Annotated in this window: 24 protein-coding genes; 10 read left to right on the top strand and 14 right to left on the bottom strand. The window is 71.8% G+C overall.

What is annotated here, in order from left to right:
* The 4 genes from OHN19_RS31025 to OHN19_RS31040 form a co-directional block, all read right to left on the bottom strand.
* Window positions 1-693, bottom strand: coding sequence for an ABC transporter ATP-binding protein (locus OHN19_RS31025; RefSeq protein WP_330267365.1), 693 nt, complete (start codon window positions 691-693; stop codon window positions 1-3).
* Between the two features lie 42 nt (window positions 694-735).
* Window positions 736-2,199: an ABC transporter permease gene (locus OHN19_RS31030; RefSeq protein WP_330267366.1), complete on the bottom strand. Its 1,464-nt coding sequence runs from the start codon at window positions 2,197-2,199 to the stop codon at window positions 736-738.
* Window positions 2,200-2,562: 363 nt separating this feature from the next.
* Entirely contained in the window at window positions 2,563-3,321 is a 759-nt protein-coding gene (locus OHN19_RS31035; RefSeq protein ID WP_330267367.1) for an SDR family oxidoreductase, read from the bottom strand.
* Between the two features lie 28 nt (window positions 3,322-3,349).
* Window positions 3,350-4,360, bottom strand: coding sequence for a Gfo/Idh/MocA family oxidoreductase (locus tag OHN19_RS31040; RefSeq protein WP_330267368.1), 1,011 nt, complete (start codon window positions 4,358-4,360; stop codon window positions 3,350-3,352).
* Window positions 4,361-4,447: 87 nt separating this feature from the next.
* Here OHN19_RS31040 and OHN19_RS31045 point away from each other — a divergent pair, with 87 nt between their 5' ends.
* Genes OHN19_RS31045 through OHN19_RS31060 form a run of 4 tightly spaced genes read left to right on the top strand, consistent with a single transcriptional unit; the run spans window position 4,448 to window position 8,195 of the window.
* The gene (locus OHN19_RS31045; RefSeq protein ID WP_330267369.1) at window positions 4,448-5,806 is read left to right on the top strand and encodes a multidrug effflux MFS transporter; all 1,359 of its coding nucleotides are present in this window, start codon (window positions 4,448-4,450) and stop codon (window positions 5,804-5,806) included.
* Window positions 5,803-6,933 (top strand): serine hydrolase domain-containing protein, encoded by a 1,131-nt coding sequence (locus OHN19_RS31050; RefSeq protein WP_391193210.1) that lies wholly within the window; start codon window positions 5,803-5,805, stop codon window positions 6,931-6,933. Before OHN19_RS31045 ends, OHN19_RS31050 begins: the two co-directional genes overlap by 4 nt.
* Before the next feature lie 39 nt (window positions 6,934-6,972).
* Window positions 6,973-7,209 carry a hypothetical protein gene (locus OHN19_RS43980; protein WP_391193142.1) on the top strand — a complete coding sequence of 79 codons (237 nt, stop codon included), beginning with the start codon at window positions 6,973-6,975 and terminating at the stop codon, window positions 7,207-7,209.
* Complete coding sequence (locus OHN19_RS31060; protein WP_330267370.1) at window positions 7,206-8,195, top strand: small ribosomal subunit Rsm22 family protein; 990 nt, start codon at window positions 7,206-7,208, stop codon at window positions 8,193-8,195. Before OHN19_RS43980 ends, OHN19_RS31060 begins: the two co-directional genes overlap by 4 nt.
* A 49-nt stretch (window positions 8,196-8,244) precedes the next feature.
* Here the strand turns inward: OHN19_RS31060 and OHN19_RS31065 are convergent, their stop codons facing one another.
* The gene (locus OHN19_RS31065; protein ID WP_330267371.1) at window positions 8,245-8,430 is read right to left on the bottom strand and encodes a DUF6243 family protein; all 186 of its coding nucleotides are present in this window, start codon (window positions 8,428-8,430) and stop codon (window positions 8,245-8,247) included.
* Between the two features lie 101 nt (window positions 8,431-8,531).
* On the opposite strand from OHN19_RS31065, the gene OHN19_RS31070 reads away from it, so the two are divergent.
* Together OHN19_RS31070 and OHN19_RS31075 are read left to right on the top strand one after the other, a co-directional pair.
* Window positions 8,532-9,161 carry a TetR/AcrR family transcriptional regulator gene (locus OHN19_RS31070; protein ID WP_330267372.1) on the top strand — a complete coding sequence of 210 codons (630 nt, stop codon included), beginning with the start codon at window positions 8,532-8,534 and terminating at the stop codon, window positions 9,159-9,161.
* Between the two features lie 115 nt (window positions 9,162-9,276).
* On the top strand, window positions 9,277-10,014 hold the full coding sequence (locus OHN19_RS31075; RefSeq protein ID WP_330267373.1) for a bifunctional DNA primase/polymerase: 738 nt from the start codon (window positions 9,277-9,279) through the stop codon (window positions 10,012-10,014).
* Window positions 10,015-10,020: 6 nt separating this feature from the next.
* Here OHN19_RS31075 and OHN19_RS31080 read toward each other — a convergent pair whose 3' ends face one another.
* Genes OHN19_RS31080 through efeO form a run of 4 tightly spaced genes read right to left on the bottom strand, consistent with a single transcriptional unit; the run spans window position 10,021 to window position 14,270 of the window.
* On the bottom strand, window positions 10,021-11,022 hold the full coding sequence (locus OHN19_RS31080; protein ID WP_330267374.1) for a hypothetical protein: 1,002 nt from the start codon (window positions 11,020-11,022) through the stop codon (window positions 10,021-10,023).
* Window positions 10,982-11,854 (bottom strand): iron uptake transporter permease EfeU, encoded by an 873-nt coding sequence (gene efeU / locus OHN19_RS31085; protein ID WP_330267375.1) that lies wholly within the window; start codon window positions 11,852-11,854, stop codon window positions 10,982-10,984. Before efeU ends, OHN19_RS31080 begins: the two co-directional genes overlap by 41 nt.
* Before the next feature lie 3 nt (window positions 11,855-11,857).
* Entirely contained in the window at window positions 11,858-13,114 is a 1,257-nt protein-coding gene (efeB, locus tag OHN19_RS31090) for an iron uptake transporter deferrochelatase/peroxidase subunit (RefSeq protein WP_330267376.1), read from the bottom strand.
* A gap of 10 nt (window positions 13,115-13,124) precedes the next feature.
* Window positions 13,125-14,270, bottom strand: a complete 1,146-nt coding sequence (efeO, locus tag OHN19_RS31095; protein WP_330267377.1) for an iron uptake system protein EfeO — start codon at window positions 14,268-14,270, stop codon at window positions 13,125-13,127.
* Window positions 14,271-14,454: 184 nt separating this feature from the next.
* Between efeO and OHN19_RS31100 the strand changes: the two genes are divergently transcribed.
* Window positions 14,455-15,111, top strand: a complete 657-nt coding sequence (locus OHN19_RS31100; protein ID WP_330267378.1) for a PhzF family phenazine biosynthesis protein — start codon at window positions 14,455-14,457, stop codon at window positions 15,109-15,111.
* A 127-nt stretch (window positions 15,112-15,238) separates the two neighbouring features.
* Here OHN19_RS31100 and OHN19_RS31105 read toward each other — a convergent pair whose 3' ends face one another.
* Together OHN19_RS31105 and map are read right to left on the bottom strand one after the other, a co-directional pair.
* Window positions 15,239-15,886, bottom strand: coding sequence for a biliverdin-producing heme oxygenase (locus OHN19_RS31105; protein WP_330267379.1), 648 nt, complete (start codon window positions 15,884-15,886; stop codon window positions 15,239-15,241).
* A gap of 113 nt (window positions 15,887-15,999) precedes the next feature.
* A complete protein-coding gene (map, locus tag OHN19_RS31110) occupies window positions 16,000-16,857 on the bottom strand; it encodes a type I methionyl aminopeptidase (RefSeq protein WP_330267380.1) in 858 nt (285 codons plus the stop codon).
* Between the two features lie 59 nt (window positions 16,858-16,916).
* Here map and OHN19_RS31115 point away from each other — a divergent pair, with 59 nt between their 5' ends.
* Window positions 16,917-17,144, top strand: a complete 228-nt coding sequence (locus OHN19_RS31115) for a hypothetical protein (protein ID WP_330267381.1) — start codon at window positions 16,917-16,919, stop codon at window positions 17,142-17,144.
* On the opposite strand, the gene OHN19_RS31120 is transcribed toward OHN19_RS31115, so the two are convergent.
* A complete protein-coding gene (locus OHN19_RS31120) occupies window positions 17,145-18,458 on the bottom strand; it encodes an MFS transporter (protein ID WP_330267382.1) in 1,314 nt (437 codons plus the stop codon).
* A gap of 76 nt (window positions 18,459-18,534) precedes the next feature.
* Window positions 18,535-19,137, bottom strand: a complete 603-nt coding sequence (locus OHN19_RS31125) for a hypothetical protein (protein WP_330267383.1) — start codon at window positions 19,135-19,137, stop codon at window positions 18,535-18,537.
* Between the two features lie 225 nt (window positions 19,138-19,362).
* Here OHN19_RS31125 and npdG point away from each other — a divergent pair, with 225 nt between their 5' ends.
* Window positions 19,363-20,067, top strand: a complete 705-nt coding sequence (npdG, locus tag OHN19_RS31130; RefSeq protein ID WP_330267384.1) for an NADPH-dependent F420 reductase — start codon at window positions 19,363-19,365, stop codon at window positions 20,065-20,067.
* A 93-nt stretch (window positions 20,068-20,160) separates the two neighbouring features.
* The gene (locus OHN19_RS31135; protein ID WP_330267385.1) at window positions 20,161-20,340 is read left to right on the top strand and encodes a hypothetical protein; all 180 of its coding nucleotides are present in this window, start codon (window positions 20,161-20,163) and stop codon (window positions 20,338-20,340) included.
* On the opposite strand, the gene OHN19_RS31140 is transcribed toward OHN19_RS31135, so the two are convergent.
* Entirely contained in the window at window positions 20,322-21,092 is a 771-nt protein-coding gene (locus tag OHN19_RS31140; protein WP_330267386.1) for a site-2 protease family protein, read from the bottom strand. The genes OHN19_RS31135 and OHN19_RS31140 overlap by 19 nt on opposite strands.
* Between the last annotated feature and the right edge of the window lie 208 nt (window positions 21,093-21,300).

Raw genomic sequence — 21,300 nt, forward strand, 5'->3', positions numbered from 1 at the left:
CTACTGCACGAAGGACTGTTGCTGCTCGGTCAACGTGATCCGCCCCGCCCTGATCGTCGCCAGCCGGGGAGCCCGCCGGGCGATCGACGAGTCATGCGTGACGAGGACGAACGTCAACCCGTACTCGTGCCACAGCCCTTCGAGCAGCCCCATGATCTCGTCCCGCATCGACTCGTCGAGGTTCCCGGTCGGCTCGTCGGCCAGCAACACCTTCGGCCTCTTCACCAGCGCCCGCGCGATCGCGACCCGCTGCTGCTGACCGCCGGACAGTTCGGAGGGCGCGTGGGTGAGCCGCTCACCCAGCCCCACCGAGCGGAGCGCCTCGGCGGCACGCTCCCGCCGTTCCCCGGGCTTGACCCCCAGTGGGACCAGCGCGGTCTCGACGTTCTCCTGTGCCGTCAGGGTGGGAATCAGGTTGAACGACTGGAAGATGATGCCGATCTTCTCGGCCCGCAGCCGCGTCAGTTTCGCCTCGCCGATGCGCGCGAGGTCGACGCCGTCCAGTTCGACGCTGCCCTCGGTCGGCCGGTCGAGCCCGCCGATCATCTGGAGCAGCGTGGACTTGCCGCCGCCGGTCGGTCCCTGGATGACGAGTTGGTCGCCGTCCTCGATGGTGAGGTCGACACCGCGCAGGGCCTCGACGGTCTCCTTGCCGCGCGTGTAGCGCTTGGTGACGCCGGTGAGTTGGTACATGAGAGCTCCATCGGGAATTCGCGTAGCGAAGAAGTGAGGGGGTTACGACACGCTGCGCAGCGCGTCCGCGGGCCGCATCCGGGACGCGCGCCACCCGCCCATCGCGCCGGCGATCAGACCGCCGGTGATCGCGAGGCCCACCGCGAGGGCGATGGTGGTCAGGGAGACCGGCGCGGACAGGGCGATCTCCATGGTGTTGCGCGCGGACTGCTGACCGGGGCCCCCGCCACCGCCCGGACCGCCGCCCATACCGCCACCGCCACCGGTGTTCCCGAGCTGTGCGGTCAGCTTGGGGCTGATCGCCGTGACCGCGTAGGCCGCCGCCAGGCCCAGGCCGATGCCGAGGGCGCCGCCGAGCAGGCCGTTGACCATCGACTCGCCGACGACCTGCCGGGTCACCCGGCGGCTCGGCCAGCCCAGCGCCTTCAGGGTGCCGAACTCACGGACCCGGCGCGAGACCGCCGAGGAGGTGAGCAGCGCGGCCACCAGGAACGCGGCGGCGAGCACCGCGACGGAGAGCCACTTGCCCACGCTGGTCGCCAGGTTGGAGGCGGTGGACAGCGACCCGGAGACGGTCTCCGCGAGATCCGCGGAGGTCGTGACGGTCGTACCCGAGATGTTCTTCTGGATCGCCGACTTGACGGCGTCGATCTGCTGCGAGTCGCTCGCCTTGACGTAGATCGTGGTGACCTGGTTCTTGGCGTCGGCCAGCGTCTGCGCCTGCTTGAGGGGCAGGTACACGTCGGTGGCGGACTCGCTGCTGTCGGGCGTCGCGATGCCGATGACCGTGTACTTGGTGCCGGAGATGGTCAGGGTCCCCCCGACCTTGAGGGAGTTCTCCTTGGCGTACGACGCGCTGACGACCGCGACCTTCGCGTTGCTCTGCGCGGCCGTGAAGGTCTTGCCGGTGGTGATCTTCGAGCCGGCCAGCGGGCCGAGTGTCTGGTCGGTGACGTCCACGCCGGCCACCGAGTAGGAGTTCACGTCGAAGTTCGCCCCGCCGCCCTGGACCCGGGGAGCCGCGGTGCTGTTGCCGGGACCGCCCTGACCGCCGCTGTTCCCGGTGTTTCCCCCGGAATTCTGTGCCTTGCCCTGGGTGAAGGACCCGTCCACCTTGGTCACGTTGAGGGTCAGCGCCCCGACCGCGCTCGCCACCCCCTTCTGCTGCGAGACCTTGGTGACCACCGAGGACGCCAGGGCCTGACCGCCCTGGGTCATCACGCGGTCGGAGCTCTGCTTGTCGTCGCCGTCGTCGGAACTGGCGTCGAACTGGAAGTTCGGTCTGCCCGAACTCCCCGACGTCGGGGCCGACCTGGCCTTGGTGACGGTCATGTCGGTGCCGAGCCCGTAGAGGGACTTCAGGACCTTGTCCTGTGCCTGGGTCATACCGGCGGACACCGAGTTGACGGTGATGACCAGGGCGATACCGAGCGCCAGACCCAGTGCGATGACCAGGGCCGCCTTCTTGCGCCGGCCCAGCTCGCGCTTGAGATAGATGCCAAACATCCCGTTCCTCGAAGGTTCTTGGCGCCCGCTGTGGGCGCGCCCTCAAGGTAGGGACGCCGCATTGCGGGGCCGTGAGGAAGCCTTGTGCGCAGGCTGAGAAGGGATGTGCGGGAGCTGAGAATGTGCGGCGGCCGTCCACGGCCCGGTGCGCACCTCGCGGTCCCACGCGAGATCCACCCCCACCCGGGCCATGGACGGCCGCCGCCTCCCCCCTCGGGCGAGGTCGACGGAACGCCACCCCTCAAGTGTGAAGCTCTTGTGGAGGGCGCGTGACGAGCATAAGCCGCCGACCAGCCGCGGCGGGGGTGGAAGAACATATTCCGTTTGTGGAAATCGGCCGTCCCGCGCCCGTCCCCGGGCGGCTCAGCCCCGCCCCACGTACGGCATGGTCGTCGCCATCACCGTCGCGAACTGCACGTTCGCCTCCAGCGGCAGCTCCGCCATGTGCCGCACCGTGCGGGCCACGTCGGCCACGTCCATCACGGGTTCCGGTACGACCGCCCCGTTGGCCTGGAGCGCCCCCGCCCCCATGCCCGCGGTCATGTCGGTCGCCGCGTTCCCGATGTCGATCTGCCCCACCGCGATGCCGTACGGCCGCCCGTCCAGCGACAGCGACTTGGTGAGGCCCGTCAGGGCGTGCTTGGTCGCGGTGTAGGCGACGGAGTGCGGCCGGGGCGTGTGCGCCGAGATCGAACCGTTGTTGATGATCCGGCCGCCCTGCGGATCCTGCTCCTTCATCTGCCGGTACGCCGCCTGCGCGCACAGGAACGCGCCGTTGAGGTTGGTGTCCACCACATGCCGCCAGGCCTCGTACGGCAGCTCCTCCACCGGCACCCCGCCAGGACCGAACGTCCCCGCGTTGTTGAACAGCAGGTCCACCCGCCCGAACCGCTCCACGACGGCGGCGAACAGCGCGGCCACCTCGTCGGGCCGCGACACGTCCGTCCGTACGGCGAGTGCGGCGCCCTCCGGTACGAGGGCCGCCGTCTCCTCCAGCGTCCCGGGCCGCCGCCCGGCCAGCGCCACCGACCAGCCCGTCCGCAGCAGTTCCACGGCGACCGCCCGCCCGATTCCGGAGCCCGCGCCGGTCACCACGGCGGTCTTCATGTTCTTGGTGTCCATGAACCCGCAGCGTAGGTGAGGCAGGGCGTCACGCCGGGGTGCGGAGTTCGCCCGGGTAGTGGACGCCGATCCGGTCCCGTACCGCGTCCAGCGTCCGCATCACCGCGAGCGTGCCCTCCAGCGGCACCAGCGGTGACTCCGTCTCCCCGGCCCGCAGCGCCCGCATGACCTCGCGGGCCTCGTGCTTGAGGCTGTTGCGGGGGCCGTCGGCCGGGTCGGCGACGAACTCCTCCGGGTCGCGCCCGTCCCGGTGCAGCACGAAACGGTCCGGGTGGAAGAAGCCGTTGGGGATGTCGATCCGGCCCAGCGAGCCGGTGACCGAGGCGATCGTTGCGGTGCCGCCGGTCAGGGAGCAGTGCAGCGAGGCCAGCGCCCCGCTGTCGTAGGACAGCAGCGCGCCCGTCTGGAGGTCGACGCCCTCCTCGGACAGCACCGCCTTCGCGGTGACGTCCGCGGGCTCCCCGAGCAGCAGCTGCGCGAACGACACCGGGTACACCCCGAGGTCGAGCAGTGCGCCCCCGCCCTGTGCCGGGTCCCGAAGCCGGTGCGCGGGCGGGAACGGGCCGGCGAGCCCGAAGTCGGCCTGCACGGTGCGCACGTCACCGATCGCGCCGTCGTCGACGAGGGCCTTGAGGCGCCGGATCAGCGGGTTGCAGTACATCCACATGGCCTCCATGAGAAAGCGGCCGCCGTCCTTCGCGAGCCCCACCAACTCCTCGGCCTCGCGCGCGTTCAGCGTGAACGCCTTCTCGCACAGGACGTTGCGACCGGCGCTCAGACAGAGCCCGGCGGCCGCGCGATGCGCCGAGTGCGGGGTGGCCACGTACACGACATCGATGTCCGCGTCCTCGGCGAGGGCGCCCCACTCGCCGTATGCCCGCTCGATCCCGAACCGTTCCGCGAAGGCCTTCGCCGAGGCCTCGGAGCGGGAGGCCACCGCGACCACCTCCGCGTCCGGCAGATCCACCAGGTCCGCGGTGAACGCCGCCGCGATCCCGCCCGTCGCCAGAATCCCCCAGCGCACGCTCTGCTCCGTCATGCCCGGCTCCACCCTCGCTCACCTGACCGTCGCCACCTTGTACGAGCTGAGAGCATAGGTGCCGGACCAGTCGAAGAGGAGGGGCATATGCCCGAGCAGGGGCATCTTGAGCAGCCGAGGCGCGTCGGGGGACCGGGCGCGCCCGACGTGGAGGGGCCGGGTACGCCGGGCGTCGAGGGGGCGGCCGTACCCGACACGGAACCACCGGCGGCCGCCGTGCGCCGCACCGGCCTGCTCGTCACCCTGCTCCTCGGCGGCCTCACCGCCACCCCGCCGCTGGCGATGGACATGTACCTGCCGTCGCTGCCGCAGGTCACCGACTCCCTGCACGCGCCCGCCGCCACCGTCCAGCTCACCCTCACCGCCTGTCTGCTCGGCATGGCGCTCGGACAGCTGGTGGTCGGCCCGATGAGCGACCGCTGGGGCCGCAGGCGCCCGCTGCTCGCCGGTCTCCTCGTGTACGTCGTCGCCACCGCGCTGTGCGCCGTCGCGCCGACCGTGGAGTTCCTGGTCGGCTTCCGGCTCCTCCAGGGCCTCGCGGGCGCCGCCGGCATAGTGATCGCCCGGGCCGTGGTCCGGGACCTGTACGACGGGGTCGCGATGGCCCGCTTCTTCTCCACCCTCATGCTGATCGGCGGGGTCGCGCCGATCGTCGCGCCGCTGATCGGCGGGCAGATCCTGCGCGTGACGGACTGGCGGGGCGTGTTCGTGGTCCTGACCGTCATAGGGGCGCTGCTCGCCGTCCTGGTGTGGGCGCGACTGCCCGAGACCCTGTCCCCGTCCGACCGGCACACGGGTGGTGTCGTCGACGCCCTGCACTCGATGCGCCGCCTCCTCGCCGACCTGCCCTTCACCGGCTACATGCTCACCGGCGGCTTCGCCTTCGCCGCCCTGTTCGCCTACATCTCGGCGTCCCCGTTCGTGATCCAGGAGATCTACGGCGCCTCCCCGCAGACCTTCAGCCTGCTGTTCGGCGTGAACTCGGTCGGACTCGTCGTGGTCGGCCAGATCAACGGCAAGGTGCTGGTGGGACGGGTCGGCCTGGACCGGGTGCTGGGCGTGGGCCTGCTGATCGTGACCGCGGCGGCCGTGGCCCTGCTGCTGATGGCGACCGGGGTGTTCGGCGAGGTCGGCCTCGTACCCGTCGCCGCCGCGCTCTTCGTCCTGATGTCCGCGATGGGCCTCGCTCTGCCCAACGCCCAGTCCCTCGCCCTGCTGCGCACCCGGCACTCAGCGGGCTCCGCGTCCGCCCTGCTCGGCACGTCCTCCTTCCTCATCGGCGCCATCGCCTCCCCGCTGGTCGGGATGGCCGGCGAGGACACGGCCGTCCCGATGGCCGTCGTCCAAGTGGCGGCAGCACTGGTAGCGCTCCTGTGTTTCATGGCAATGTGCCGTCCCTGGAACAGGCGTGCGACTGAGGACTCGAGAACGGAGGAGAAGCGCTGAGCGCACCGAAACTGCGCACCGACACACCGGAGCGGGCCGGCCTCGACCCCGAGGAACTCCGGCACCTCGTCCGGGATTTCCGGGTCCTCACCACCGGCCTGCGCCCCTGGGCCGCGGGGGCCGTCCTGGCCGCCGGGCGCGGCCCGGTGATCGCCGTGGAGGAGGCGTCCGGCTGGGCGGTCCGCTACGCGTCCTACGACCCCGGGACCGACGCGGGCGTCGAACTGCCCCCGGAGCGCCGGGTCCCCGCCCGCGTGGACACCCCCTTCGACCTGGCCTCCCTCACCAAGCTGTTCACGGCGGTGGCGGCGGTGCAGCAGATCGAGCGGGGGACGCTGGGCATCGACGCGCGGGTCGGCGCGTACCTGCCGGACTTCACGGCGGCCGTGACCCACGGCATCACCGTCCGCGAGCTGCTCACCCACACCTCGGGCCTGCGCCCCGAGCTCCCGCTCCACGACTGCGCCGACGACGAGGAACGCCTCGCCCTGCTGCGCGCCGAGCCGCCCGTCGGGGTCCCCGGCACCTACACCTACTCCGACCTCAACCCACTGCTCCTCCAGCACGTCCTGGAGCGCATCACGGGCCGGCCGCTCGACGTCCTCGTCCACGAGGGCATCACCCGCCCCCTCGGCATGACGTCCACCCGCTTCGGCCCCTGCCCGGGGGCCGCGGCCACGGAGGACCAGCGCAGGCCGTGGGCCAAGGCGGACCGGGGCATGGTGCGGGGCGAGGTCCACGACGAGAACGCGTGGGCGCTGGGCGGAGTGGCGGGCCACGCGGGTCTCTTCTCGACCGCCCGGGACCTGGCGATCTTCTGCCGGGCCCTGCTCGCGGGCGGCGCGTACGGACCGGCCCGCATCCTCGGCCCCGACTTCGTGGAACTCCTGCTGACCCCGCCGGGGCTCGGATTCGCGATCGACCAGAAGTGGTTCATGGGCGAACTGGCGGGCCACGGCGCGGCCGGCCACACGGGCTTCACCGGCACGTCCCTGGTACTGGACCCGGCCACGGACACCTTCGTGGTCCTCCTGGCCAACACGGTCCACCCCCGCAGACGTCCGCCGGACAACCGGCCGCGGGCGGAGATCGCGACGAGGGTGGCGCGGGCGGTCAGGGGGACGTGAGGCAGGTTCGTCGGGCGGTCCGGGGGTCTGCCGAGTGGCGTGACGCGGGTCTGCCGGGCGGGGACGCCCGAGGAGACGGCGGCCCTCGTACCGGAGGGCGCGGCGGTCGCCGTACGGCCGGATGTGTCGCGGCCCGATGAGGTGGCCGCCGTCCTGGAGCGGTACGGGCGGGTCGATCCGTGGGCGCGCCGCACGGGGACCTCGGGGCCCGTCCCCCGCCGGGGCGCCCACCGGCGGGCAGGTCTCGGGCCGGGCGCCCATAGAATCGGCGGGTGACCGTCCCCGCGCTCCCGTCCGACACCCTCCGCACCACCCTCGCCGGCCTCCTCGACGGTCTTCCCCCGAAGCAGGCGGCGCAGGCGGTCGAGCGGCTGATCGCCAACTATCGCGGAGCCACTCCCACCGACGCCCCGATCCTGCGCGACCGGGCGGACGTGGCCGCGTACGCCGCCTATCGGATGCCCGCGACCTTCGAGGCGGTCCACGCGGCGCTGGAGGCGTTCGCCGAGGCCACCCCCGGCTGGACCCCCGCGGGGCACATCGACGTCGGCGGCGGCACCGGCGCCGCGACCTGGGCCGTGGCCGCGACCTGGCCCGGCGACCGCGCGGTCACCGTCCTCGACTGGGCCGAACCCGCCCTCGCCCTCGGCCGCGAGATCGCCGCCGCGCACCCGGCCCTGCGGGACACGCGCTGGGAGCGGGTCCGGATCGGCAGCGACCTCACCCTGCCCGCCACGGACCTGGTCACCGTCTCGTACGTCCTCAACGAGCTCACGCCGGCCGACCGCACCACCCTCGTGGACACCGCGGCGGCAGCGGCCCAGGCGGTGGTGATCGTCGAGGCCGGCACCCCGGCCGGCTACGCCCGGGTCATCGAGGCCCGCGACCGCCTGATCGCCGCCGGCTTCCGCATCGCCGCGCCCTGCCCGCACAGCGCCGCCTGCCCGATCGTGCCCGGCGAGGACTGGTGCCACTTCTCGGCGCGGGTCAGCCGCTCGTCCCTGCACCGCAAGGTCAAGGGCGGCTCCCTGCCGTACGAGGACGAGAAGTTCAGCTACGTCGCCGCCACCCGCCTCCCCACCACCCCGGCCCCCGCCCGGGTCGTGCGCCGCCCCCAGATCCGCAAGGGCCAGGTCCTCCTCGACCTCTGCGAACCCGACGAACAGCTCACCCGCCGCACCATCACCAAACGCCACGGCGCCCTGTACAAGACAGCGAGGGACACGGCCTGGGGCGACCCCTGGCCCCCGGCGGACCACTAGGCCCGATCACCGGGGCCCGATCACCGGGGCCCGGGGTTCGGGAGCCCGGTCACCCCGACGACGCCTCCCCCTCCCGCCTCTCCCGGAGCTTCCTCAGCAGTTCCCGTTTCTGTGCCTGTGCGTCCTGTGTGCCCCCGATCCGGGTGCCGCGGTTGCCGCCGCGCAGCGCTCCGCGGTTGATGTTGCTGCGGGTTCCGCCGACTCCGAGCATGTTGCCCGCTCCACCTCGTGCCATGACCTGCTCCTCCCGTGCATCAGCGACCGGACGAGACGTATCGTCTCGCCCGACCACTCTCCGGCGAGACGCACCGTCTTGTCAACTGGTAAGTTCGCCCCATGGCCACCCAGAAGCCCAAGCAGCCCGCCCCCGACGCCACCCGCCGCAGCGAGAGGTCCCGTCGCGCGATCTACGACGCCGCCCTCGACCTCGTCGCCGAGGTCGGCTACCCCCGGACCACCGTCGAGGGCATCGCCGCCCGGGCCGGCGTCGGCAAGCAGACCATCTACCGCTGGTGGTCCTCGAAGGCGGAGGTGCTGCTCGAGGCCTTCCTCGACCTGAGCGAACAGGCCGCACAGGAGGCCGCCCCCGGCGCTGCCTACGCCATCCCGGACACCGGAGACCTCGCCGCGGACCTCAAGGCCGTCCTGCGCATGACCGTCGACCAGCTCAAGGACCCCCGCTTCGAGGCCCCCTCCCGCGCCCTCGCCGCCGAAGGCGTCGTCAACGAACAGGTCGGCCGGGTCTTCGTCGCCAAACTCCTCGAACCCTCGCTCCAGCTGTACGTCGACCGCGTGCGCGCAGCCCAGGAGGCCGGCCAGGTGCGCCCCGAGGTCGACCCGCGCATCGCCCTCGAACTGTGGGTCTCCCCGCTCGCCCAGCGCTGGCTCCAGTACACCGGCCCGATCTCCTACGACTACACGGACACCCTCGTCGACTACGCCCTCCACGGCCTCGCCCCCCGCTGAGCCCCGCTGAGCCGCCCGCGCACAACCGTACATATCCCCTCAGGGCCCCCCGGAGCCGAGGAAGGTGGGACCATAGGGCATGCTGTTTTGCACGACAGCGAGGCGAGGGTGATAGATGAGCGCGGAGTCGGGGGGCCGGACCGGCCTGCAGGGCAAACTCTCCCAGTGGCTGCGCGGACGCCGGCCGAAGGAGGCCGCCGCCGGGGACGACGGCGGCCGTGAGGCCCTGCTGCTGGCCGCCGCCTCAGCGGGACTCCCGCTCGCGCCCGCCGCCCATCCCACCGCCGACTACCGCTGTTCCTGCGACCGCGTCGGCTGTCCCACCCCGGCCCGCCACCCCGTGTCCTTCGCCTGGCAGACCCAGTCGACCACCGACCGCGGACAGATCGAGCGCTGGGCCCGGCACCAGCCCCAGGCCAACTTCATCACCGCCACCGGCATGGTCCACGACGTCCTGGACGTCCCCCTGGAGGCCGGCCGGGAGGCCCTGGAGCGGCTGCACGCCGCCGGCGTCGAGGTCGGCCCGGTCGCCGAGAGCGACGACGGCCGGCTCCTCTTCTTCACCCTCACCCGCGGCACCCCCGAGGACGAGGACGAGTGGTGGCCCTGCGAGCTGGACTGCCACCCCGAGACGGCCGACGAACACCCCGGCCTGCGCTGGCACTGCCGCGGCTCCTACGTCCTCGTACCGCCCGCCCGGCTGCCCGGTGACCAGGCCGTGCACTGGGTCCGCGGCCCCGAACACCCGCTGCCCGACCCGCTGAGCCTCCTGGAGTTCCTCACCGACGCCTGCGCCCGGCACGCCGGCCAAGAACCGCACCACGCGGACGCGGCCTGGCCCCTGCGCCGGTAGCAGTCCCTACGACCCCTCCGCGGTCGTCAGCCCCTGGATCCGCCCGAGCACGGTGACCTTCTGGCCGCCCGCGCCCTTCGCCGGGTCGAGAGCCACCTCGTTGGAGACGAACTCCATCGTGAGCGACTGCTTGATCTCACCCTTGGTCAGCGCGAGCGCCGCCTCGCCGGGGGAGGGGATCGCGGCACCCGCGTGCGCGGTCTGCTTCACGTAGTGGTGCGTGGCGAAGAACACCAGCGCCCCGCCGTCCTGCGTGCGCAGCGCCAGCGGAGTGTAGGCGTCGTTCGTCAGCGGCTCGTCGATGTACTGGGTGGCCAGGCCCGGCCTGATGGCGTTCTTCGCCCGGTCCGCCCGCCACGCGCTGGTGTGGGTGCCGTCCGCGAAGACGTCGCTGCCGCTCTTCAGATAGCTCGCGTAGTCCTCGCTCAGGTCCGCGGGAGCGGCGGCCAGGTCCGTCGAGTTCGCCGGCACGGCCTCGGCCCAGCCGTCGGCGTCCTTCTTGAACTCCGGCACCTTCCCCTCGGCCACCAGCGTCAGATACGCCACCTGGAACGGCTCGTTCAGACCGTTGCGGGTGAACACCAGCAGCCAGCGCGCGGTGCCGCCCTTGTTGCCGGCCGCGTCGGCGACGAACCAGCGCGGCCAGCCCGCCTTCTTCGGGATGGTGTAGGTGACGTCCGACAGCTTCAGCGGTGTGTGCGTGGTGTTGCCGCCGGGGCTGTTCGTCTTCCCGGCCTTCAGCCGCGCCGCGTCGATGGCGCCGAGCGCGCCGGTGACATGAGCGGCGTCCAGCGAGCTGTCGTACGCCTTGTCGGCCGCGTTGTACGCGTTCGTGAACTGCTCCAGCGCCTTGGCGGCCTCCGCCTTGGTGGTCGCGGGAAGCACCTCCCGCTCGCCGTGCACCACCACGCATCCGCTCGCCGTCAACGACAAAGCGGTCACCGAGGCTGCTATCAGTGCGCTCCGGTCAAGCCTGCGGGGCCTTCGAGGGCCGCGATCCCTGCTCATCAGGTGCCTTCACCTTCCCCTTCCCGGAGGCGAACCCTACCGGGAGGAGGAACAGCACGAGCGTCGGGATCAAGTACAGCAGCCACACCGTGACCTGAAGCACCGTCGGGTCCGGCTGGAAGTTGAACACGCCCTTGAGGAGGGTGCCGTACCAGCTGTCCGGCGGAACGGTGTCGCTGATGTCGAAGGGCCTGCTGTTCAGGCCCGGCAGCCAGTTCGCCTCCTGGAGGTCGTGGACGCCGTACGCCAGCACGCCCGCGGCCACGACGACCAGCATCCCGCCGGTCCAGGTGAAGAACCTGGCGAGGTTGATGCGCAGGGCGCCGCGGTAGAACAGCCAGCCCAGGACGACCGCCGTGAGGATGCCCAGGGCCACCCCGACCAGCGGGCGCGGGGTGCCGTCGCCCGCCGCGCGCACCGACGCCCACACGAACAGGGCGGTCTCCAGGCCCTCCCGGCCGACGGCGAGGAAGGCGGTGGCGACCAGGGCCCCGGTGCCCATCTGGAGGGCGGTGTCCAACTTGTCGTGCAGCTCGGACTTCAGGTGCCGGGCGGTGCGCCGCATCCAGAACACCATCCACGTCACCAGGCCGACCGCGAGGATCGACAGGGAGCCGCCGAGCGCCTCCTGCGCCTCGAACGTCAGCTCCTGGGAGCCGAATTCGAGCGCGCAGCCGAAGCCGAGGGCGAGCGCGACGGCGACGCCGATGCCGATCCAGATCGGCTTCAGCGCGTCCCGGCGGCCCGTCTTCACCAGGTAGGCGATGAGGATGCAGACGACGAGGGAGGCCTCCAGGCCCTCGCGCAGACCGATCAGGTAGTTGGAGAACACGGGTCAGGCCTCCTTGGAGAACAGCGTGCTGCCCCACCAGTCGTCCTGGTCGCGGACGCCGGGCGGGACGGCGAAGACCGCCGAACCCACGTGCTGGATGTACTCGTTGAGCGCGTCGGTGGCCAGATGCCGCTGGATGCGGATGAAGCCCTCCCGGACGTCCTTCATGTACGCCAGGAAGAACAGCCCCGCGTCCAGCCGGCCCAGACCGTCGGTGCCGTCGGTGAAGGAGTAGCCGCGGCGCAGGATCGTCGCCCCGCCGTTGGAGTCGGGGTGCGCGAGCCGGACGTGTGCGTCGGGCTTCATCGCCGGCAGGAACGGCTTGTCGCGCTCCTTGGCCTTGCCGACCGGGGCGCCCTCGCCCTTGTCCCGGCCGAAGATGTCCTCCTGCTCCTGGAGCGAGGTGCGGTCCCAGGTCTCGATGTGCATGCGGATCCGGCGGGCGACGAGGTAGGAGCCGCCGGCCATCCACGCGGCGTCCTTGGCGTCCTTGGAGTCCACCCACACGAACTTCTTCAGCCGGTCCGTCTCGGTGCCCGCGATGTTGCGGGTGCCGTCCTTGAAGCCCATCAGGTTGCGCGGGGTCTGCTCGTCGGGCGTGGTCGAGGAGGTCTTGCCGAAGCCGAGCTGCGACCACTTGATGACGACCTTGCCGAAGCCGATCCGGGCGAGGTTGCGGATCGCGTGCACGGCGACCTGCGGGTCGTCCGCGCAGGCCTGGACGCACAGGTCGCCGCCGCTGCGGTTCTTGTCGAGGGCGTCCCCGGCGAACTGCGGGAGGTCGACGAGCGCCTCGGGCCGCCGGTCGGCCAGGTCGAACTTCTCGAACAGGGAGGGCCCGAAGCCGATCGTCAGCGTCAGCCGCGACGGCTTGAGCCCCAGCGCCTCCCCGGTGTCGTCCGGCGGCGCCTCGGCGAGACCGCCGTACGCGCCCTCCCCGACGGCCTTGCCCGCGGTCATCCGCCGGGCCGCGGCCGTCCAGTCCTTGAGCATCCGCACGAACTCGGCGCGGTCCTCGGTCGTCACGTCGAACGCGGCGAAGTGCAGCCGGTCCTGCACGGGCGTGGCGATGCCCGCCTGGTGGGCGCCGTGGAACTCCACGGCGGCACCCGCCTCGGCGGCGGTCGGGGCGAGGTCGTCGCCGGTGCGGGTCATCGCGACCGCGCCGCCGGCCGCGGCGGCACCGAGCGCGAGCCCGGCCCCGCCCCAGCCGATGAGCGCCCGCCGCGAGGGAGCCGTGGTCTTCTCGGTGTCCGTCATGGCCCCTGCCTCAGGAGGACTTGGTGACGACGGCCGCGGCGAGCTTGGACAGCGGCTCCGCGAGCGCGTTCACCCCGTCCGACAGCTGCTTGCGATCGGCGTCGCCGACCTTGTCGTAGGAGGTGAAGTCGTACGACGTCTTGTCGGCCCGGTACTTGTCGAGCAGCGTGTTCAGCGCCGCGAACTGCTTGTCGAGCTCGGTGACCAGGGCCGCGTCGTTCTCCTGGGCGACCGGCTTGAGCAGCTCGTACGACTTCTCGGCGCCCTCGACGTTGGCCTTGAAGTCGACGAGGTCGGTGTGCGAGTAGCGCTCCTCCTCGCCGGTGACCTTGCCGGTGGCGACCTCGTCGAGGAGCTCCTTGGCGCCGTTGGCCATCGAGGTCGGGGTGATGTCCGCCTTGCCGACCCGCTTCTGCCAGTCGGTGAGGTCGGTGATCAGCTGGTCGGCGAGGGTCTTGTCCTCGGCGGTGATCTTCTTGTCCTGCCAGAGGGACTTCTCCAGGCGGTGCCAGCCGGTCCACTTCTGGCCGGCCTCCAGGCCGTCGGCCCGGACGTCCACCTTGGGGTCGATGTCGCCGAAGGACTCGGCGACCGGCTCGGTGCGCTCCCAGCCGATCCGGGAGGGCGCGTAGGCCTTCTTGGCGGCTTCGAGGTCACCGGCCTTGACCGCGGCGGCGAACGTCTTCGCCAGCGGCAGCGTGGCGTCGGCCTGCTCCTGTGCGTACTGGCGGTAGGCGGCGACGGCCGAGTCGAGCCGCGGGTCACGCTTGGCCGCGGTGCCGCCGGTGGCCTTCACGGCCTGGCGGATGCCGTCGCCCTTCATGCCCGGCTTGCAGGCGATCGTGTAGTCGCCGGCCTTCACCTCGGCGGTGACCTTCTGCTTGGTGCCGGGGCCGATGTTCTCGCGCTCGGTGACGATCCGGTCGTCCGGGAACAGGACGTAGACCTCGGTGACCTTGGAGCCCTTGTTCTCGATCGCCAGCTCCACGTGGCCGGCCGGGAACTCCTTCTTGGAGACCTCGCACTTGCTGTCGGTGGCGGTCACGTCGATCACGCGGTCGCTGTCGCCGGAGTTTCCCTTCTCCGTGCACCCCGTGACGGCGGTGAGGGCCGCCACGGCGGTGGCGGCGAGGAGGGACAGTCTGACGGCACGCATACGAGCTCCTGAGGGTTGGTGAGGCTCGCCTAACTTATCTGAGGCTTATCTATCTTTGGCTCAAAATAAACGTCAAGTGAAGGTCAAAGGAGATTCAAAGGTTCCGGATCACCCGTGGCCGTAGGTTCCCGGGAAGGGCCTGCGCACGGCGCTCCGCACCCCGACCAGGTGCTTCAATTCCCCCGTGACTGACTACGACGTGCTGCGCGTCTTCTGCGCGCCGAACGGCGGCTACGGCAACGAGCTGGGCGTCGTCCGCGAGGGATCCGTGCTGCCGGACCGGGACGAGCGACAGGCGTTCGCCGCCAAGCTCGGCTTCAGCGAGACCGTGTTCGTGGACGACCCCGAGCGCGGAGTCGTCGACATCTACACCCCGTCCACGCGGCTCGCCTTCGCCGGATACCCGTGCGTCGGCGCGGCCTGGCTCCTCGACGTGCCCGAGCTGGTCACCGCCGCCGGGGTCGTGGGGGCCCGGCTCGACGGCGAGTTCAGCTGGATCGAGGCGCGGGCGGAGTGGGCGGCCCCGCGGACCTTCCGGCAGTACGGCTCCGCCGCCGAGGTCGACGACCTGGCCGTGCCCCCGGAGGGCGAGTGGATCTACGCCTGGGCGTGGGAGGACGAGGCCGCGGGACGGATCCGGGCCCGGGGATTCCCCGGCCGGGGCGACGGCGTCGAGGAGGACGAGGCCACCGGCGCGGCGGCCCTCCAGCTCACCGCCGCACTGGGCCGCGCCCTCAACATCACCCAGGGCGCAGGATCCCAGCTCCTCACCGCCCCACAGCCCTACGGCTGGGTCGAGCTCGGCGGCCGCGTCGTCCTGGAACGCCAGCCGGAGCGCTAGGGCCGTCCGGCGGATCACGCCGACGACGCGTGGCCTGGCACGCGGGTCTGCCGCGTTGTCCTCACTCTCCCGCCTTCTCGACTTCGCTCGAGCAGGCGAGCCCCCCCCATCGTCCGCCGGACCGGCGCTACGCGCTGAGCGGGAACTCCTCGCCCAGGGCCCGGAAGACGTCCGTGTTCAGGGCGAACGCCCTCTTGCACTCGGTCACGATCCGCTGCTTCTCCAGGTCGTCCGCGCGGATCTCGTCCAGGAGCCCGCGGTAGGTCCGCTTGAAGGCGGCGGGGTTCGGGATCTCCTCGAAGACGTAGAAGCGGACGCCGTCGCCCTTGCGCTCGAAGCCCCAGGTCCGCTCGGCCCGGTCGCGGATGATCTGGCCGCCGGAGAGGTCGCCGAGGTAGCGCGTGTAGTGGTGGGCGACATAGCCCGCCGGCCACTGCTCGGCGCAGACGCGCACCCGGTCCGCGTACGCCCGGGTGGCGGGCAGGGCCGACAGTCCCGCGCGCCACCGCGGCCCGCGCAGATGCGCCAGGTCCCGCTCCAGCGCCCGCAGCCGGAACAGCTCCGGCCGGATGAACGCACCCGCCACCGGATCCGACGCCAGCCTCTCGGCGCCGGTCTCCAGCGCCTCGTAGACGAACCACAGTTGCTCGGTGTAGCGGGCGTACGCGTCCCGGCCCAGGCCGCCGCCGAGCAGGTCGCTCATGAACGTCGAGGTCTCCGCCTCGGTGTGCTGTTCGTGGGACGCGGTGCGGATGACCGTCGAGAAGGAGTCCATGCGCTCATCCTCCGAGGTTAGGCTTACCTAAGTCAATAGGTTTGCCGACAGCCTGTCGGTAAAAAGGTACAAGAAAAGACCCGCCCCGGCCCGGGGCGGGTCCACGGCTCTCGCTACGGCAGGGTCAGGATCTCCGCGCCGTCCTCCGTCACCACCAGCGTGTGCTCGAACTGCGCCGTGCGCTTGCGGTCCTTCGTGACGACCGTCCAGCCGTCGTCCCACATGTCGTACTCGTGCGTGCCCAGCGTCAGCATCGGCTCGATCGTGAAGGTCATGCCGGGCTGGATGACCGTCGTCGCGTGCGGGCTGTCGTAGTGCGGGATGATCAGGCCCGAGTGGAACGACGAGTTGATGCCGTGACCCGTGAAGTCGCGGACCACGCCGTAGCCGAAGCGCTTGGCGTACGACTCGATGACCCGGCCGATGATGTTGATCTGGCGGCCCGGCTTGACCGCCTTGATCGCGCGGGCCAGCGACTCCCGGGTGCGCTCGACCAGCAGCCGGCTCTCCTCGTCCACGTCGCCGACCAGGTACGTCGCGTTGTTGTCGCCGTGCACCCCGCCGATGTACGCGGTCACGTCGAGGTTGACGATGTCACCGTCGCGCAGCACCGTGGAGTCCGGGATGCCGTGGCAGATCACCTCGTTGACGCTGGTGCACAGGGACTTCGGGAAGCCCCGGTAGCCGAGCGTCGACGGATAGGCGCCGTGGTCGCACATGTACTCGTGCGCCACCTTGTCCAGTTCGTCGGTGGTCACCCCGGGCGCGATGAGCTTCGCGGCCTCCGCCATCGCCCGCGCCGCGATACGGCCGGCGATCCGCATCGCCTCCACGGTCTCCGGGGTCTGCACCTCCGGACCCGTGTACGGCGTCGGCGCGGGCTTGCCGACGTACTCGGGGCGACGGATGTTTCCGGGCACGGAACGGGTGGGGGACAGCGCCCCGGGCACGAGCAGTGACTGGCCAGACATGCCGACGAGTCTATCCAGCGGCGATGGGGGAACATGTCGGTGGCGGAGAGGAGCAGGTCATGCCCTTGTTCAAGAAGCGCACGGTCGGCAAGCCGGGGGAGTGGTACTACTGCCTCCAGCACAAGCGGGTCGAGGAGGGGCCGGACTGCCCGGCCAAGGACCGCTTCGGGCCCTACGCGAGCCGTAAGGAGGCCGAGCACGCGATGGAGACGGCCCGCGAGCGCAACCTCGAGTGGGAGAACGACCCGAAGTGGCACGACGCCCCCAGCCGTGCCGAGGACGGCTGATCACGCCTCCACGGGGGCCGGCGCGGCTGCCGCGCGTTGCTTGCGCAGCCGCGTCGCGTGCTCGTTCGTCCGGACGTCGTACGACATCAGCTTCGGCAGGCACAGGGCAAGCAGCCCCACCGCCCCCGCGCACAGCAGGCCGCCCGACCAGACCGACGTCCGCACACCCCACCACGCGGCGAACCCGCCGGCCCTGACCTGGCCGACGGTCGGTCCGACCGAGTACGACAGCAGCTCGATCCCGGCCAGCCGGCCCCGCAGCTCGTCCGGGATCGTCTGGTTCCACATCGCCCCGCGGAAGATCCCGCTGACCATGTCGCAGCCCCCGGCCACGGTCAGGAACAGCAGCACCAGCCACACGTTCCCGACGACCCCCACGGCCGCGATCGCCAGACCCCACAGCGCGGCCGACAGCACCACCATCCGGCCGTGCCGGTGCACGCGAGAGGTCCAGCCGCTGGTCAGGCTCACCACCATCGCGCCCAGCGGGACCGTCGCGTACATCAGGCCAAGCGACCACTCGGCATGCAGCTCGTCCGCCAGGAACGGCAGCAGGGCCAGCGGCATCGCCAGGAACATCGCGGCCAGGTCGACGGCGTAGGTGCCGAGGAGCTCCTTGCGGCTCCAGGCGTACCGCGCGCCCTCCGCGATGGCCTTCAGCGACGGCTTGGCCGCCTCGTGGGAGGCCGGGGAGGCCGCGATCCGGACGACCAGGACCACCGAGACCACGAAGGTCAGCAGGTCCGCGCCGTACGCCCAGCCGAGGCCCGCGTAGGCCACCACCACCCCCGCGAGCGCCGGTCCCGCGACCCCGCCGACCGTCCAGCGCAGGGAGTTCAGCGAGGCCGCCGCGGGCAGGTGGTCATGGGCCACGATGCGGGGCCAGAGCGAGTTGAGCGCGGGGCGCTGCACCGAGACCACGGCCGAGGACAGGGCGGCGACGACGTACAGCGGCCAGATCGCGGGCCGCGGCAGCAGCGCGTTCAGCAGCAGGGCCGCGCTCAGCAGGCCCTGGCCGACCTCCGTCCACACGATCAGCTTCTTCTTGTCCCACGCGTCCGCGAGCGCCCCGCCGTACAGGCCGAAGACCAGGAGCGGGACGAGTTCCACGGCGCCGATCGCACCCACCGCCGCGGCCGAACCGGTGAGCTCCTTCAGCTGCACCGGCAGCGCGACGAAGGTCAGGAAGCTGCCGAAGTTCGAGATCAGCCCCGAGTACCAGAGCCGCCGGAAGTCCCGGGAGGCCCGCCAGGGGGCGAGGTCCGGGAGCACGGCGCGCAGGCCGGAGGGGGGTTGGGGGGAGTCGTCGGTCACGAAGGGCCATGGTCCGGGGCGGGATGCGGGACGGGCAAGCGCTTTTCGGGCCGCGGGCACGCGGCGCGACGGTGGCTCACCACCGGGTCGGCGGGGGTGCCGTCAGATGGTCCGCCAGGCGTGAGAGGCGGTCCCGGAAGCGCCGGGGGCCCCGGGGGGCGGGCCCTGCGTTCTCCCCGGCCGCCGCGCTGACCAGGTGCTGCACGGTGTCCAGGTCGAGGTCCGTGCCCTCCGGCACGGCGAGCGACTCATGGGCCATCGCGGGGAGTTCGCCCTCGCCGGGGCCGAGGGCGAGGATCGTCGCACCGGCCCGCCGGGCGTCGTGGACGTGCTCCAGCAGGGGCGCGTCCGGGCCGGTCGGGGAGACCACGAGGAGGGTCTCACCGCGCCGGGCCGCGGCCAGCCGACCGGGGCCGACCGACAGGTGCGCCGGGTCGGAGGGGCGCGCGTCGTGCCGTACGAGAGTGGGGGCCAGCTCCGGGGTGCCGGACCAGGCGGCCTCGTCGACCAGGTGGGCCGCCAGGTGCCACGGTTCGTACTCCGGTGTCCCGACCAGCAGCAGACCCCCGCCGTGCGAGACCACCGAGCCGCGCAGCACACCCCCGAAGCGGCGGGTGGCCCCCCACCACTCGGTCCCGGCGAGCACCTCACGCAACAACGCGACCCGTACGGCGTCCATGGCGCCGCATCCTGCCGCAAGCGGCCTGCCGCGACCTGTGGTTCACCTCGAATTCCCCCGAACCGGGCAGGTGGAGCGGGGCGTGTTCTGGGGGGTGCCCGTGAGGTGGAGCGGGGCGTGTTTCGGCGGGCACCCACGAGGTCGAGCCGGGCGTGTTCCGGCGGGCGCCCGTGATGCGGCTCACCTGAGCGGACGGGGTCGGCGGGGCGCACGTAAGGTCGGCCCATGACCTCTAGCGACAGTGCACAGAAGGCTCCCGCCAAGGACCCGTGGGACCTCCCCGACGTCTCCGGGCTCGTCGTCGGCGTGCTCGGCGGAACCGGTCCGCAGGGCAAGGGCCTCGCCTACCGGCTCGCCCGGGCGGGACAGAAGGTGATCATCGGCTCGCGGGCCGCCGACCGCGCGCAGGCCGCCGCCGACGAACTCGGGCACGGTGTCGAGGGCGCCGACAACGCCGAGACCGCGCGCCGCAGCGACATCGTGATCGTCGCGGTGCCGTGGGAGGGCCACGGCAAGACCCTGGAGTCCCTGCGCGCCGAACTCGCGGGCAAGCTCGTCGTCGACTGCGTCAACCCGCTCGGCTTCGACAAGAAGGGCGCGTACGCGCTGAAGCCGGAGGAGGGGAGCGCGGCGGAGCAGGCGGCCGCGCTGCTGCCGGAGTCCCGGGTGACGGCCGCGTTCCACCATCTGTCGGCGGTCCTGCTCCAGGACCCGGAGATCGAGGAGATCGACACCGATGTGATGGTGCTGGGGGAGGAGCGCGCCGACGTCGAGATCGTGCAGGCGCTCGCCGGGCGCATCGCCGGGATGCGGGGGGTCTTCGCGGGACGGCTGCGCAACGCCCACCAGGTCGAGTCGCTGGTCGCCAACCTGATCTCGGTGAACCGGCGGTACAAGGCGCATGCGGGGCTGCGGGTCACGGACGTGTGAGGTGTGACGGGGCTGCGGGTCACGGGCGGTGAGGGGATGGGGGACACTGGTCGGCGTAGTGCAGCAGTGTCCCCCTGACAGGAGCCCGTGGAAATGCCCCGCCTCGCCCTCTACGCCCTCGCCGTCTGCCTCCTCGCCGTCGCGGCGGCGGTCGTCTCCTTCGTGCAGGGCAGCTGGCTGGGGGTTGTCTGGGTACTGCTGGCGGGGCTGTCGTCCAACATGTGCTGGTACTACCTGAAGCGGGGGCGGGCCGCTCAGTTCCAGAGGCGGTAGAGGCTCCGGCCGATCGACGCCAGTTCCTGGGGGACGCCGAGCCGGTTCAGGACCGCGTCGACGATGTCGAAGAACACGGCGTTGACCTGCGGCACCCACAGCAGTGCGAACACGAACAGCAGGCCGAAGGGCGCGAAGGGCTCCACCTGGCGCTTGATGTTGTACGACAGCCAGGGCTCGATGACGCCGTAGCCGTCCAGGCCCGGGACCGGCAGGAAGTTCAGGATCGCGGCCGAGACCTGGAGCAGGGCGAGGAAGGCGAGCGCGGAACGGAACGCCAGGGGGACGCCGTCGAGGGCGTCCAGCCAGAACGGGGCTGTGCAGGCGAGCGCGAACAGGACGTTGGTGAGGGGGCCGGCCGCGGAGATCAGACTGTGCCGCCAGCGGCCGCGGATCCGGTCGCGCTCGATGAACACCGCGCCGCCGGGGAGGCCGATGCCGCCCATGATCACGAAGATGACGGGGAGCACGATGCTGAGCAGGGCGTGGGTGTACTTCAGAGGATTCAGCGTGAGGTAGCCCTTCGCGCCGATCGTGATGTCGCCGCTGTGCAGGGCGGTGCGGGCGTGGGCGTACTCGTGCAGGCAGAGGGAGACGATCCAGGCGCCGGTCACGAACAGGAACACGGCGATACCGGGCTCCTCGGCGAAGCCGGTCCAGGTGGCCCAGCCGGTCACCGCCGTGACGGCGACGATCCCGAGGAAGACGGGGCTGATCCGTCGGTCGCTGTGGCGGGTGGTGGCGGTGGTCATGGGGCTCCCTGTACTTCGCGGGGGGACGGCCCGACGGTACCGGGCATCTGGGGGAACGTGTTGGGGTGGGGCGGGGGTTCCTTCGTGTGCGGGTGCGTGGGGGCGGGCGTTTTGCGCAGTTCCCCGCGCCCCTGGAGGCCTGCGGCGGCCTCTTGCTGTCCGGTGGGGGCGTGCGTAGCGCGTGCTGGTTCGTCTCGGGTCGGTGCCG

Origin of the sequence: Streptomyces griseorubiginosus, from assembly GCF_036345115.1 — a bacterium.
Lineage (GTDB): Bacteria > Actinomycetota > Actinomycetes > Streptomycetales > Streptomycetaceae > Streptomyces > Streptomyces griseorubiginosus_C.

Bases quoted from the DNA above. Each gene is read 5' to 3' on its own strand.
- OHN19_RS31135 (WP_330267385.1), top strand. From the start codon at position 20,161: ATGCCCCGCCTCGCCCTCTACGCCCTCGCCGTCTGCCTCCTCGCCGTC.
- efeO (WP_330267377.1), bottom strand. From the start codon at position 14,270: ATGCGTGCCGTCAGACTGTCCCTCCTCGCCGCCACCGCCGTGGCGGCC.
- OHN19_RS31045 (WP_330267369.1), top strand. From the start codon at position 4,448: ATGCCCGAGCAGGGGCATCTTGAGCAGCCGAGGCGCGTCGGGGGACCG.
- OHN19_RS31065 (WP_330267371.1), bottom strand. From the start codon at position 8,430: ATGGCACGAGGTGGAGCGGGCAACATGCTCGGAGTCGGCGGAACCCGC.
- npdG (WP_330267384.1), top strand. From the start codon at position 19,363: ATGACCTCTAGCGACAGTGCACAGAAGGCTCCCGCCAAGGACCCGTGG.
- OHN19_RS31140 (WP_330267386.1), bottom strand. From the start codon at position 21,092: ATGACCACCGCCACCACCCGCCACAGCGACCGACGGATCAGCCCCGTC.
- OHN19_RS31080 (WP_330267374.1), bottom strand. From the start codon at position 11,022: ATGAGCAGGGATCGCGGCCCTCGAAGGCCCCGCAGGCTTGACCGGAGC.
- OHN19_RS31030 (WP_330267366.1), bottom strand. From the start codon at position 2,199: ATGTTTGGCATCTATCTCAAGCGCGAGCTGGGCCGGCGCAAGAAGGCG.
- OHN19_RS31040 (WP_330267368.1), bottom strand. From the start codon at position 4,360: ATGACGGAGCAGAGCGTGCGCTGGGGGATTCTGGCGACGGGCGGGATC.
- OHN19_RS31025 (WP_330267365.1), bottom strand. From the start codon at position 693: ATGTACCAACTCACCGGCGTCACCAAGCGCTACACGCGCGGCAAGGAG.
- efeB (WP_330267376.1), bottom strand. From the start codon at position 13,114: ATGACGGACACCGAGAAGACCACGGCTCCCTCGCGGCGGGCGCTCATC.
- map (WP_330267380.1), bottom strand. From the start codon at position 16,857: ATGTCTGGCCAGTCACTGCTCGTGCCCGGGGCGCTGTCCCCCACCCGT.
- OHN19_RS31115 (WP_330267381.1), top strand. From the start codon at position 16,917: ATGCCCTTGTTCAAGAAGCGCACGGTCGGCAAGCCGGGGGAGTGGTAC.
- OHN19_RS31075 (WP_330267373.1), top strand. From the start codon at position 9,277: ATGAGCGCGGAGTCGGGGGGCCGGACCGGCCTGCAGGGCAAACTCTCC.
- OHN19_RS31125 (WP_330267383.1), bottom strand. From the start codon at position 19,137: ATGGACGCCGTACGGGTCGCGTTGTTGCGTGAGGTGCTCGCCGGGACC.
- OHN19_RS31035 (WP_330267367.1), bottom strand. From the start codon at position 3,321: ATGGACACCAAGAACATGAAGACCGCCGTGGTGACCGGCGCGGGCTCC.
- OHN19_RS31105 (WP_330267379.1), bottom strand. From the start codon at position 15,886: ATGGACTCCTTCTCGACGGTCATCCGCACCGCGTCCCACGAACAGCAC.
- OHN19_RS31070 (WP_330267372.1), top strand. From the start codon at position 8,532: ATGGCCACCCAGAAGCCCAAGCAGCCCGCCCCCGACGCCACCCGCCGC.